Annotated in this window: 9 protein-coding genes; 4 read left to right on the top strand and 5 right to left on the bottom strand. The window is 36.8% G+C overall.

The features are described from left to right. The first annotated feature begins 107 nt into the window (after window positions 1-107). Both F6K54_RS04910 and F6K54_RS04905 read left to right on the top strand, forming a co-directional pair. Window positions 108-1079 (top strand): protochlorophyllide reductase, encoded by a 972-nt coding sequence (locus F6K54_RS04910; protein WP_293075208.1) that lies wholly within the window; start codon window positions 108-110, stop codon window positions 1077-1079. 683 nt (window positions 1080-1762) lie between these two features. Further along, window positions 1763-2956 carry a class I SAM-dependent methyltransferase gene (locus F6K54_RS04905; protein ID WP_293075206.1) on the top strand — a complete coding sequence of 398 codons (1194 nt, stop codon included), beginning with the start codon at window positions 1763-1765 and terminating at the stop codon, window positions 2954-2956. A gap of 511 nt (window positions 2957-3467) precedes the next feature. Here the strand turns inward: F6K54_RS04905 and F6K54_RS04900 are convergent. Both F6K54_RS04900 and glgX read right to left on the bottom strand, forming a co-directional pair. Continuing rightward, entirely contained in the window at window positions 3468-4241 is a 774-nt protein-coding gene (locus tag F6K54_RS04900) for a Uma2 family endonuclease (RefSeq protein ID WP_293075204.1), read from the bottom strand. A gap of 795 nt (window positions 4242-5036) precedes the next feature. Continuing rightward, the gene (gene glgX, locus F6K54_RS04895) at window positions 5037-7157 is read right to left on the bottom strand and encodes a glycogen debranching protein GlgX (RefSeq protein ID WP_293075202.1); all 2121 of its coding nucleotides are present in this window, start codon (window positions 7155-7157) and stop codon (window positions 5037-5039) included. A gap of 31 nt (window positions 7158-7188) precedes the next feature. Here glgX and F6K54_RS04890 point away from each other — a divergent pair, with 31 nt between their 5' ends. Further along, the gene (locus F6K54_RS04890) at window positions 7189-7719 is read left to right on the top strand and encodes a universal stress protein (protein WP_293075200.1); all 531 of its coding nucleotides are present in this window, start codon (window positions 7189-7191) and stop codon (window positions 7717-7719) included. 1433 nt (window positions 7720-9152) lie between these two features. Further along, on the top strand, window positions 9153-9617 hold the full coding sequence (locus tag F6K54_RS04885; protein ID WP_293075198.1) for a universal stress protein: 465 nt from the start codon (window positions 9153-9155) through the stop codon (window positions 9615-9617). Between the two features lie 860 nt (window positions 9618-10477). On the opposite strand, the gene F6K54_RS04880 is transcribed toward F6K54_RS04885, so the two are convergent. From F6K54_RS04880 to F6K54_RS04870, 3 genes are all read right to left on the bottom strand, one after another. After that, window positions 10478-11473, bottom strand: coding sequence for an IS5 family transposase (locus F6K54_RS04880; RefSeq protein ID WP_293075241.1), 996 nt, complete (start codon window positions 11471-11473; stop codon window positions 10478-10480). A gap of 220 nt (window positions 11474-11693) precedes the next feature. Continuing rightward, complete coding sequence (locus tag F6K54_RS04875) at window positions 11694-12596, bottom strand: CoA-binding protein (protein WP_293075197.1); 903 nt, start codon at window positions 12594-12596, stop codon at window positions 11694-11696. A 192-nt stretch (window positions 12597-12788) separates the two neighbouring features. Then, window positions 12789-14006 carry a succinate--CoA ligase subunit beta gene (locus F6K54_RS04870; RefSeq protein WP_293075195.1) on the bottom strand — a complete coding sequence of 406 codons (1218 nt, stop codon included), beginning with the start codon at window positions 14004-14006 and terminating at the stop codon, window positions 12789-12791. Between the last annotated feature and the right edge of the window lie 447 nt (window positions 14007-14453).

Genomic DNA, 14453 nt, shown 5'->3' with positions numbered 1-14453 from the left:
CTACTCAAGATGCAGGTTGAAAAGTTTTTGAGAAATGGTATAATTTGGCCAAATCTGTTGTAAAATCATGGGATTAGTCAATCGAATTTTACAAAATCTCATTGAGAATGGAACAAAATCACAAATCAACAGTAGTAATTACGGGCGCATCGTCAGGGGTGGGTTTATACGCAGCGAAAGCTCTGGCTAAAACAGGTGAATGGTATGTAGTGATGGCTTGTCGAGACCTCTCAAAGGCGGAAAAAGCTGCTCAAGAAGTGGGTATGGCAAAAGATAGCTACACTGTTATGCACTTGGACTTGGCAAGTTTAGATGGTGTAAAGCGATTTGTCAATACTTTTAGAGAAAGTGGTAGGTCTCTGAAAGCTTTGGTATGTAACGCTGCGGTATATTTGCCTCTATTAAAAGAACCGATGCGGAGTGCAGATGGGTATGAGTTGAGTGTAGCAACAAATCATCTCGGACATTTTCTTCTATGTAACATTATGTTAGAGGATTTGAAACAGTCTCCTGCTACAGATAAAAGATTGGTGATTTTGGGAACTGTGACAGCTAACCCGAAAGAGTTGGGAGGAAAGATTCCAATTCCAGCACCTCCAGATTTAGGAAATTTGCAGGGTTTTGAAGCAGGTTTCAAAGCTCCTATTACGATGATTAATGGCAAGAAGTTTAAGTCTGGTAAAGCTTATAAAGATAGCAAACTCTGTAATGTATTGACAATGCGCGAGTTGCATCGGCGTTATCATGAGTCAACGGGAATTGTTTTTAGTTCTCTGTATCCTGGATGTGTGGCAGATACGCCTCTCTTCCGAAATCATTATCCTTTGTTCCAGAAAATTTTCCCGCTATTCCAGAAGAATATTACTGGGGGATATGTTTCTCAAGATTTAGCAGGAGAAAGGGTTGCTGCTTTAGTTAAAGAGCCTGAGTATAAGGAGTCTGGAATGTATTGGAGTTGGGGAAATCGCCAAAAGAAAGATCGTCAGTCTTTTGTGCAAGAAGTTTCTGATGAAGCGAGTGATGATGATAAAGCAATTAAGCTTTGGGAATTAAGTTCAAAGTTGGTAGGGTTGACTTAGTTTTTTAATTGAGATAGTAAGAATTCCCGCGCTCTCTTGTTCAGGGAGTGTGGGATAATTAATAATTAATAATTAATAATTAATAATTGATAATTGATAATTGATAATTAAGTAGATCGGCGTAATTAAATATTACTATGTCATTGCGACTGGAACGGAGTGGAAGGAAGCAATCTCAAGGGTTTTAACTGGTTTACATTGTGTTACATAGTGAGGTTTATTTGTGCCTACTGGACTGTTTCATCTTAAATGGTGCAATAGTCTAAAAATGTAGGTTGGGTTGAACGGCAGTGTTAGCGTAGCTTCCCGAAGGGAAACCCAACAAAACCTTACTAATGTTGGGTTTATCCTAACGGATAAGCTCCGCTAACGGTTCCTCAACCCAACCTACACTTATTGCACTGGAACGGAGTGGAAGGAAGCAATCTCAAGGGTTTTAACTGGTTTACATTGTGTTACATAGTGAGGTTTATTTGTGCCTACTTACTTATTAATAATACAGCGGATTCCACTTTGGTGAGGTACACCCGCGCGAGCAAGATACTTCCTCACGAGCAAGATGCTCGGACTGGGAACATTTAATTATTAATATCTGTACTTCATATACTTGGAATCTGCTGTAAATTAGCTAAATCTATAACAGACCAATTTTTTACCAGTTTCGAGAACAGCTTCCTGAAATTATGAACCAACCACAACTAACTATCAATAACAGTAACGAAAATTTGTGCAAAATCATCCATCAAAGCATTTCTGAATCTCCAAAAAAACGGATTACTTTTGCCGAATATATGGATTTAGTTTTATACCATCCTCAATATGGTTATTATGCAAGTTATCCTGTAAATATTGGCAAACAAGGAGACTTTTTAACATCTTCTCATTGGAGTGCAGATTTTGGAGAATTATTGGCAGAACAATTTGTGCAAATGTGGGATATTTTCCAAAGACCTCATAATTTTACTCTTGTAGAAATGGGTGCTGGCAAGGGAATTTTAGCAGAGCAAATTTTAGGATATTTAAAACAAAATTATTTAGATTTTTTCCAAACAATAGAATATCTGATTATCGAAAAGTCAGAAGTTTTAAAAGAGGAACAAAAACAAAGGTTACACTCATATAAAGTCAGGTGGTGCGATTGGGATGAAATTTCTCATAGTTCAATTACGGGGTGCTTATTTTCTAATGAATTAGTGGATGCTTTTCCAGTACATAAAATTATCATAGAAAATCAGGAACTTCTCGAAGTTTATGTAAGCTCTGACTCAGATGGAAAGTTTATAGAAATAAGTGGTGAAACTTCTACTCCTAGAATTGCTGAATATTTTAATTTAGTTGGTATAGATTTACTTGCATTTCCAGATGTAGAAGGTTATCAAACTGAGGTGAATTTACAGGCTTTAGATTGGATAAATACTGTTGCCTCTAAACTACAAAATGGATATTTGTTAACTATTGATTATGGTTATCAAGCACCACGTTATTATAATCCCACTCGCAGACAAGGAACTCTACAATGTTATTATCAACATCATCGAAATAATGACTTATATTGGAATATTGGGCGACAAGATATTACGGCTCATGTGGATTTTACTGCTTTGGAAAAACAGGGAATTTTGTCAGGATTGGAAAATCTAGGTTTTACTCAACAGGCTTTATTTTTAATGGCGTTAGGTTTGGGAGATAGATTAAATGAATTATCAAATAATCAAGGATTTTCTATTCAGGAAGTTTTGCGACGAAGGGAAGTATTACATTCATTAATAGACCCAATGGGGTTGGGAAATTTTGGAGTTTTAGTGCAGAGTAAAGGTTTGAGTGAGGAAGAAAAAAAACAGGTTTTGAAGGGTTTAAGTATGCCACCGATGGTATAGGTTTAAGGTAAGTATTTAGGGCTTGCTGAATAAAGCTAAAAATCAGGATATATAAGGTAATGAAGCTTTTTATATTCAATTTATATCCTATGTTTATGGCTCTTATTTGCCTCAAAATACTGAAATTTTCTGCTGAAATTCACGAAAATTTCTTCACATAAAATGGCCGAAACCCTTGCCTGTGCCCCCATCTCCGCGTCCCCGCGTCTCCGCGTCCCCGTGTCCTACCCCACCAACCAATTTATTCAGCAAACCCTANTCCCCAAAATTGGGGGGCTAGGGGGGCAAAATCATACCCAGAATCAGCAACGCCTAAATTTCCTGTAGATATCAAGGCTAACTTTTACACAAACGATACCAACGGACATGATATAATTCCCATTTCTCCTGTCTCCTGTCTCCTGTCTCCTGTCTCCTGTCTCCTCCCCCTACAAAAAGACTTTTTCAGCAAACCCTAAATAACGAGTTAGAAGTAAACCCAATTCCTGATATAACTTTTAGCAAATAGCTATCAGCGATCAGTATCTATTCCTGCTTCTCTAAGTAACTGTTCTAAACGTTTGGTACGTTCCTCAGCAACTTCTTTGGCCTGACGTTCCTGTTGGAGTGCTGACTCAGCAACTTCTCTGGCCTGACGTTCCTCTTCTTTGGCCTGACGTTCCTGTTGGAGTGCTGACTCAGCAACTTCTCTGGCCTGGCGTTCCTCATTCAATTGTTGTTGAGTTTGGAAATAATCTGCAAATAATTGACCATCTGGACGATACAATTGCAAAACTTCCGGCAACACCTCAAACCTAATTCCCAACCTTGGGGAAACCCAACCATTCATCTCGTCAATTACATCTAGTAACGATCCAGAACGCAACCATCCTGTCAAATCATTTTTTTGCGGATCGTACAAATAATACTCTTCCACACCATGATTGTCATAAAATAGGAGTTTCTTGCTCATCTCCTTCAAAGTATTTCCTGGAGAAAGAATTTCAAACACCACTTGGGGAGCAATATTATTTTCTTTCCATTGTTTGTAAGAACCCCTATCGCCTTTAGGTACTCCAAACGCCACCATGATATCTGGCGCTTGACGGGAACTATCGCCTTGTACGGGATACCAAAGCAAATCTCCAGCCACAAAGACTTCAGGATTTTCTGCAAATAGCCAAGCTAGATTATGATAGATTACCATTATCCAGCGAAATTGAACTGTATTATCTGCCATTGGTTGACCGTCACTATCGGGATAAACAATTTCTGAATGGATTGGGGTTTCGAGTTGTTTCACCATAGTTTTTTCCTCAAAAATTCCGTAAAACCTTTGTGATTTTATTATTTGAGTCTAATATCACAATATAACCTGTTGCTAAAGAATAAAGCAACTACTCTAATACTATCAAAATCTAGGAAAAATGCGATTATATTATGTCCGGTTGAACAGTGATAAATAAATAACGACTTAGGAGTCAGGAGTCAACCCACCCCTAACCCCTCCCAGGAGGGGAACGACCGAGTCAGGAGGGAAGACTGAAGTTGGAAGAAGAATAACTGGAGTTGAAGGAGAAAGTTTTTTATCACGCTCTTATCCGGACATGATATTACTTGTTCAGGACTTACGCAAAGGCACTATATATGGGGTATTGGTCAGTTACGCTAGCGCTAACACACCCTGCCAATAGCGCTCATGCGTAAGTCCTATTGTTGAAAAAAATCTCTAGCTAATTTCCTATATTTGCCTAAAAAACCAGCAAATAACGAATACTAAGAGACCTTCCGGGTGCAGCAAAACGCCGAAATTCTAGAAGTTCTGTACGAGTTTGACTCACAAATCGATAACAAATTCTTCAGTGTTATTTTTTTCATTTGTATCATCATATCATGTCCGTTGGTATCGTTTGTGTAAAAGTTAGCGTGGATATCTACAGGAAATTTAAGTGTTTTTCTTGTCTGTTGCCTGTTGCCTGTTGCCTGTTGCCTGTTGCCTATTTACGATACAAGACCGATGCTACCGGACATGATATCAAACCCCTGAATGGAAAGAAACCCAATCAGAAAGAGCTGATGACTTGCCAGTAATCATCCCATATTAATCAAATCTTGCCATTAAAACAATAGCAGACCGCGGCTCAACCCGATACCTAACACCAATAACTTTTGTAGCTGTATCTAAACCATTAAAATCTTTAGGAGAAGGAAAAGCAGTATTAATAATTAAATACCAACTTTCTCCTTTTTTTAAACGTGGTAACTCAAACATTAAAGGTTTCCAATAAGCATTCAAAATAATATGAAAATATTCACGACTTTCTGGATGCTTCAAACTAAAAGCTAAAGTCCGAGAATCTAGATACCAATCAGCTTTACCTAAACGTACTCCATGCCAACTAATATTAGGCAATTCATTCGGGTTAACTTCCTCTTCCTCTCCAGGTAAAGATGACTCTGGCGTACCCGAACCAACTGTAGCTAAAACCTTATCTACCCGCATCATTTCTAACTCTTGGGTAAAATTAATAATCCCTTTTACAAATCGCAGTAAATCAGTTTGTTTCTCTATTTGCTCCCAATCAAACCAACTTAGTTTATTATTCTGACAATAACCATTATTATTACCAAGTTGAGTTCGCCTAACTTCATCTCCCATTAAAATCATTGGCGTGCCTTGGGAGAAAAATAATATGGTGAAAAAATTCTTAATTTGTCGCAGTCGTAATCTTTCAATTTCCTGCTCATTAGTTAATCCTTCAACTCCACAATTCCAGCTATAATTATCATTAGCACCATCGCGATTATCTTCACAATTAGCTTCATTATGTTTTTCATTATAAGAAACCAAATCACTCATAGTAAAGCCATCATGACAAGTAATAAAATTAATACTATGATTGGGTTCGCGGTCTGGTTGAGGATAAATATCAGGACTACCCATAATCCTAGCTGCCAAATTATTAACTGTCTGGATATCACCTTTAACAAACTTTCGGACATCATCACGATAATGTCCGTTCCATTCAGCAAAGCGATCGCCAATAAATGAACCAACTTGATATAATCCCGCAGCATCCCAAGCTTCTGCAATAATTTTTGCCCCTGCCAGAATAGGATCGGATTCAATTGCCCATAACACAGGTGGATCTTCCAACGGATCGCCAGTCATACTCCGAGACATAACAGATGCCAAGTCAAACCGGAACCCATCAACGTGCATTTCTCTAACCCAGTAACAAAGACAGTCAACAATTAAGCGATGTACAAAAGGATTATTTGTATTGAAAGTATTGCCACAACCACTATAGTTACTGTAATAATTGGAGTCGTATGTCTCCAGAATGTAGTAAGTAGAATTTTCCAGTCCCCGGAAAGAAACTGTCGGTCCGTTTTCATTACCCTCCGCAGTGTGATTAAAAACCACATCCAAAATTACTTCTATCCCAGCTTTGTGCAAAGCTTTTACCATATCTCGGAATTCATCCATCGGTCCGAAAATATCTTTGCGAGAACTATAATTGTGATGAGGAGTAAAAAATGCGATCGGACTATAACCCCAATAGTTGATTAGGGGGTCGCGCACATCTTGTTCATCAAATTGCTGTACAGGTAATAATTCTACAGCAGTGATTCCCAATTCTTTCAGGTAGGGAATTTTTTCAATTAATCCGGCAAAAGTACCCCGCTTGTCTGGAGAAACACCAGAATTAGGGTTACGAGTAAATCCACCAACGTGCATTTCATAGATAACTGTATGAGCATAAGGTATATTTAGAGGTATATCTTCTTCCCAGTCATAAGTAGTTGGGTCAACTACTACCCCTTTGAGAGCATAGGCACAGTTATCCCCATAACCAGTAGCAGCTTCACGACTATATTTTTCTTGTCCCACTACTACCCTAGCGTAAGGGTCTAGTAATACCTTTGTACCATCAAATCGATGACCTTTTTCTGGATCAAGTGGTCCATAAACTCGGTAAGCATATATTTGTCCTGCCTCAAGACCATAAATAAATATGTGCCAGTAATGGTGGGTTTTATGTTGTTTAGGGTCAAGTAAAATTACTTGCTTTGGTTTAGCTGCGTTAGGTTCATCAAATAGTAATAATTCTATTGCTGTAGCATTTTTAGAGTAAATGGAAAAATTTACCCCTTTGGGGTCTTTGGATAGTGTCGCGCCAATGGGAAAACTATTACCTGGTAATATATTAAGATTCATAATTTTTGACTTATTTAATTATTAGATAACCTTGGTAATTTTATACAATGTAAATAGATATTTAACAAAACCATTGGAAGTATTAATTATGTATGAAAAAATTTTAATTGCTATCGATACCTCTACTATTAGCGATCGCGTGTTTGACATAGCTTTACAGTTAGCAAAAATCGGTCAACCGAATCTGATGTTAGTTCATATTCTCTCGGAGGAAGCAGAAGAAAGTCCGATAAATTATTGGCCAATGATTGGTACTGACATTGGTACAAACCCAGAGATGATGAAAGAATATCATCAGCTTTGGGAAAAATTTGAGCAAGAATGTTTACAAATGTTGAAATCAAAAGCAGATAAAGCAAAAGAACTTGGGTTCAATACAGAATTTACCCAACTCAGAGGCAACCCTGGTAGGGAACTATGTAAATTAGCTCAAAAGTGGAATGCTGATTTAATCGTTATGGGACGCCGTGGGCATTCCGTTTTTAATGAATTGCTATTGGGTAGTGTTAGTAATTATGTTATTCATCGTGCTCATTGTTCTGTTCATATCGTACAGGATTAGCTTTTTTTTATTAGGCATATCCCCCATGCATAGGGAGTAGGGAGTAGAGAGTAGGGGGAATAAATCAATAAACAAGAATTCAATAATTGATTTGATTTTTTATTATTGGAGATGTCTATCAAAAGAGGGAGTAGGGAGTAGGGAGTAGGGAGTAGGGGTAATAAATCAATAAACAAGAATGCAATAATTGATTTGATTTTTTATTATTGGAGATGTCTATCAAAAGAGGGAGTAGGGAGTAGGGAGTAGGGAGTAGGGAGTAGGGGTAATAAATCAATAAACAAGAATGCAATAATTGATTTGATTTTTTATTATTGGAGATGTCTATCAAAAGAGGGAGTAGGGAGTAGGGAGTAGGGAGTAGGGAGTAGGGGTAATAAATCAATAAACAAGAATGCAATAATTGATTTGTTTTTTTATTATTGGAGATGTCTATTAGTAATGAGCAATTATTCATTAGTATTCATTTATATCTATAGTATTTTTCTTTTAGATATAAATCTATATTAAGGCTTTATCTAATAAAAAAAGCGTTTTTTTTATTAGAAAAGGTAATTATTAATTATTAATTGTTAATTATTAATTGTTAATTATTCCCTACATACCTATTCACTCTTTTATTTTTAATAGTACTTGGTTTCTAATATCATGTTCAGATGATTAGTAATAAAAAACCTCTTCACTTCAAACTTTCCTCTATTCCTTCTGCCTTCTGCCTTCCCTATGCCAAAGTCTTAAGTATTTAACCGAACATGATATAATACCATTTTGAAAAAAGAATGTTACGAATAATAAGAATCATAAATAGACTTTATTTGAAAGTCTATTTGACGAAAAAGATAATTTACAACATCAAAAATGGTATTAAATCTATCCCTATACGAATTCTGGATTGCAGAATTGCTGTTTGCTTCGCGGTGACAAACGGAAATTCTAATAAATACCCTAGCTATTTGTAGCAAACATTTATCAAATTGGTATAAATCCCAGATAAAAAGGCTATATGAATAATTGCTTATGGATACTCTAGTAATAGCTAACTTGATCAAGAAAGCTACTCAAAATCATAATTTCCATTTTCACTAGGAATAATTAATCTGAGATTGACTATAGTGAAATCAATATTAAAAAATCTATTTTTTTCTGATAATTCGGATACAATATTAGTATTATAGCCTTTCCCAAGGTCGTGAGGTACAGTTATCTTTTTGTCTTTTTGTTCCCTATTCCCTATTCCCTATTCCCTGTTCCCTGTTCCCTAAAACCTAAAATTTTGTACCTCACCAGTATGGGAATTGCTATAGATAAATAGGACTTACGCATTAAAACTTATTTTCGTTATTGCGACCGACAGGAAAGCAATCTCAAACCCTAGTTTTTCCTACTTCATGGGTAAGTCCTGAGATAAAATAATTAGATTTTGATTAAAGATTATGTATCAAAAAATTCTAGCAACAATGGACACATCAGCAGCAGGCGATCGCGTGTTTGCCACTGCTCTCAATTTAGCAAAACTCAATAATTCCTACTTAAAATTATTGCACGTTTTATCTCCCGAAGAAGGAGAAACTCCCCTTAAATTTGGAGCAATTTCCCGGGAATTTAACAAAGAATTGATTGCGCAATATCAACAAAAATGGAAAGATTTTGACAAAAAATGTCTAGATATATTGCAGTCACGGGCTAACGAAGCAACAACAGCAGGGGTAAACACAGAATTTCTTCAAACTGAAGGTTCACCAGGAAAGCAGATATGTAAAGTAGCCGAGGAGTGGGGTGCTGAACTAATAGTTATGGGACGCAGAGGACATTCTGTTTTGAGCGAAATGGTTATAGGTAGCGTGAGTAGTTATGTAATTCACCGGGCGAAATGTTCGGTGTTAGTTGTGCAGCAATAGTCTTTGGGTAGTGGTGCATTGCAATGGTATAGCCAGTGGGAGCATCTTGCTCCCGTTCTCATTATTTTTGTCACAGTATAGTCAGCAGGAGTATCTTGCTCTCGTTCTAAGTTTTCCCGATCTCCACCTACTATTACGCGAGCAGAACTACCAATTTTTGGGCATTGCATAATTGCGGGATGATTTTGTCACAGAGCAGAAACCATAATCCCCGTGTCCCCGTGTCCCCGTGTCCCCGTGTCAGCCGAAATCATCCCAGTATTCAGCAACGCCATTTTTGTAGGTGCGGGTTCAATTTGTCGATACAGTGCTTTTCAGGTGCATGAACCACATCGCCACAACTATCAAATTGGTATTAGACATCTCCAAAAATCAAAAAGACAATCAATTCTTATCCAGAAATTATCAATTATTCCCCTCCCCTCCTGGGAGGGGCGAGGGGTGGGTTCCCTGTTCCCTGTTCCCTGTTCCCTGTTCCCTGTTCCCTGTTCCCTGTTCCCTGTTCCCTGTTCCCTGTTCCCTGTTCCCTGTTCCCTGTTCCCTGTTCCCTCTTTTCTGGAGATGTCTATTGAATAAAAGTTATTATTCACCCCTTTCCTTTGTTCAAAACATTCCCTTGTGAACCTACATTCCGCACGACAAAACGTAGTATAGAAGAAGGAGTCAGGAGACAACCCACCCCTGCCCCTCCCAGGAGGGGAACTCAGGAGACAGAATTTTAGAAGAAAATTATAGCTGCCGTGATTGACTAATCATGTATAGCAAGTATTTATGCTTAATATTTAACTGAGAATTTGACTTTTGAGAGGCTTTGTTGCATGAATGTTGCGATCGCAAACACCCCCCACAAGAGAAGTTAATTAGAATTCTACTTTGTAGCTTTCTGGTTTACAGTTCTGTATCATACGATTAAGTATGGCACATTGTATAAACAACTCCACTGCCTGATTATCAAATTTTCGTCGTCGTAACTTGCCCCCAAATATCACTTTTAGTCTAAACATTGTCGTTTTCCTACGGAATGCTTCGCAAACAGATAGGGAGCGCCTATGGTAGCCACTTTCACCCTTCCATGTCTTTCGCCCCGTCAAGCGAATGCGCCTCAAGTTTTCATCTCTAGGATGAGGAGTCCCTCTACAGTTGCCATGTTGCCAAATCACTGCATCTTTTCGTGGTGGAATCGTCGGTTTGGCTCCTAGCTGACTGGCTTTTTCATAACAGTTGTACTTATCATAAGCTCCGTCGCCTGATACTTGAGTAATCTCACCTTCTACCCCATCTAATAGGTCACAAAATACTTGGTTATCACTTACATTATTAGTGGTAACAACTGCTGTGACAATCTCTCCAGTGGCCTCATTCACGCCTAGATGTAATTTACGCCATGTCCTGCGTTTACCTACACCATGAATCCTGGTTTTCCATTCCCCTTCACCGTATACTTTCACTCCCGTTGAATCTACTACTAAGTGAATCGCTTCTGCCATTGGCATTACTGGTATCGCAATATTTAACTTTTTGAGCCTAGGAGATACAGTGCTATGGTCTGGTACAGGTAAGTCTAGCTCCATCAAATCAAATATAGATTCTACAAATCCTTCTGTCTGTCGTCCCGCTAGTCCATACAGGCTACTCAGAGTAACCATTAGTTCAATAGCTACATCACTATAAGTATTAGACGCTCCCTTTCGTCCTGTCCTCTGTTGGTTTACCCACTGCTGTATTACTTCATTACTGAGCCAGAATGTGAGACTCCCTCTCTGTTTTAAGGAGGCATCGTATTCAGACCAGTTGCTGACCCGGTACTTGCACTTAGACTTGGAGTTGGAGTTGGAGTTGGACTTGGACTGACTCATATCTACGTTGGTGTAGGTTTTTTGTGCCATGTACTATTATTTTTACCCTATTTCCTTTGTTTGTGCAACAAAGCCCTTTTGAGAAGTAATTTATACAGTATAAATATTTATCAATAATAGAAATAGTATACTACGTTTGATGTTACAAGTTGACGTGCGGAATGTGGGTTGTCAACTACTCCCTACTCCCTACTCCCTACTCCCTATTTCCTATTTCCTACTAAACATACTTTTTTTCTAGTGAATATTTCACTAAGCTAGGAATTTCCGAAGGTCGTTTTGCTACTGGTATTTTCAATTCTTTAAAAGCTGCAATTTTATTCTTCATTCGATCATGGAAATTATGTTTTATCCTAGAGTTTCTAGCATTAATTAAACTACTAGCATGAGTGTAATTTTGATTTATTGGAACATAAATACCAGCAATATAAGCAACTACAGGTTTATCAATTGTTTCTGATATATAAGAAGCTGCAATTTCCTCACTTGCACCACCCACTTCTCCTACTAAAACAATTAACTCTGTACGGTCATCTTCATCTAATATTTGTAACCATTGCAAAAAAGAAGAACCAACAATTGGATCGCAACCAATACTAACACAAATAGATTGCCCCAATCTTGACTTTGTTAATTCCCAAGCCACTTCATAAGTAAGAGTATTACTACGACTAATAATTCCCACTGAGCCGGGAGTGTAAAACTGAGTTGGATGAGTGCCTAGCAGTAATTTATCCGGCACGATAATACCTGCACAGTTAGGTCCAACAATCAGAGTTTCTGTAGCCTCAGCTTTTCTCAATAATTGGACCATATCTAGAGGTGGTACTCCTTCTGTAACAATGACAATTTGTTTAATGCCAGAAGCGATCGCCTCTAAACTAGCATCTAAAACCTGGTAAGCAGGGACAACTATCAAAGTGGTATCAATAATACCCACTTTTGCCACTGCCTGCTCTACCAAATTAAACACAGGTATGCCAGACCATTCTTGTCCTCCTTCTCCAGGACTAATACCTGCTACCACATTTGTTCCATAGGACTTCATCATTAAGGTTATCTGGGTAGACATTTTTTCTGTAACACCCTGAACTATTACCTTAGTATCTGGAGTTAAATTCATAATTCTTCAAGCCCTTATTTGTATAGGCATTTATCAATGGATAATGGACAATGGATAATTGATAATTGCTTAATTTGGTTTAATACCTCTTCATTGATGAAGAAAATAAAAAGAAAATATTTTCCTTAAGTTCAATTCTATCCGCTTTACAGGAGAGGTAATAATTAATAATTAATTATTAATTGTTGAACGCTACTTAGCTAAAGAAACAGCTTTAGTAACAGCATCTTCTAAATTTTCGATTACCTCTACTGGTAGACCTGATAAACGTTCTTTAGCTATATTCACTTCACCTCCTAATAAACGCAGTATAAACATAATATTATCCTTATTCATAGTTTTTAAATTATTCAAATACTCATAAATTATAGTAATCAACTCATCACTTGTCTGAACTATACCTAAAAAATTAATCAAAACTACCTTGACATTTTCCTTTTGACTAACTAGATCTAAAGCAGCAAATATTTTTATTCGTAAACTATCCTTGACCTCCAAATAATCACCCAACTTAATATTCAGAAAATTTGCTGGTTTTCCATTAGCTTCCATGATCAAATCAACAGTAGCCATTGTTAAACCTTCACCATTACATAAAATTCCGATATTTCCTTGTAATTCTGTAAACTTGAGTTGATAATCTGGAATAATTTTTTCATTAGCTGCTGCATTAGCATTATTTGTAATTAATAAAGAATTTTTGTCTATTTTACTTATTTGTTCTTCTTGAATTTCATCATTATTCGTAATATTTTTTCCCACTAAATTTACTAATTCTAAATGACGACCTAGAGCATAATCGTTAACACTTACTTTACCATCTAAAGCCATTACTTCTCCTGTCGGACTCACACCTAGAGGATTAATTTCTACCAAATCTAAATCCTTTTCTATGAATAATTGATACATTTTTTCAACTATATTACTAACTAATTCTATTAGTTTTCCTTCCAGTCCAATTTTTACCATCAGACGACGTGCATAAAAAGGGGAAAATTGTTGATTAACAATTACCTGTTGCATCGTTGTAATAGCTGACTCTGTATCAATACCTCCTTTTGCTGAACCTAGAAGTACAGGACGACGTACTATTGGATCTAAAACAACTGCTAGATATAATTCTTGATTAGCATTATATTTTGCTTCTGCCAATAAAACTTCTGGATACTCATCTTTGATGGGCAAATTAAAAATTGCCTGAGCTGCTGCCACAGCATCAATTGTATTTTCAACAAATTTAATTCCGCCTAAGCTACTTCTTTCTCCAGCATGAACTTGAGATTTAAGAACTACTGGATAAGGGATTTTTAATTTTTTTAAATCTTTAGGATAATCTATTCTTTGAGACGGTAAAACAGGAATTCCTACTCCACTAAACAAAGCTTTAGCTTGATATTCTAATAAATCCATACTAATTTTAAAGTTTAATTTTATTAAGTTGATAATATAATTGTTTTAAGTTTTCCGATATTTATTTGAGAAATTTTGCAGTTATTATGTTTGCAAATACACTTAAATAGTTCAAATCAAATCTGATTTTTCTAAAATTATTGATTAATCATATTGAAGGAGCATAATTTTTTTTTTTCAAAACAGAGAATGCTGTATTCATTCTTATTTGTCGAACGCGAGATTTGTATAATTCATTTTAAAGAAATTATTGACAGCTAGTAACCGCTCAACTAAACTTACTCAAACTTACTCAAAGGTCTGAAAGTCTAGTCATTCGTAGTGGATCGACCACTACAGGGTTAAACGGCAAACCCTTTATTCCTTGGTCAAAGACATCAGGAATTACTTTTTTAATAATGTTCAACGACCCATTGACATCTGCATTTAATAATTTATTTTCCCTGG

This window comes from Okeania sp. SIO3B5 (assembly GCF_010692555.1).
Lineage (GTDB): Bacteria > Cyanobacteriota > Cyanobacteriia > Cyanobacteriales > Microcoleaceae > Okeania.
This window is presented reverse-complemented; position numbering and strand designations above follow the sequence as displayed.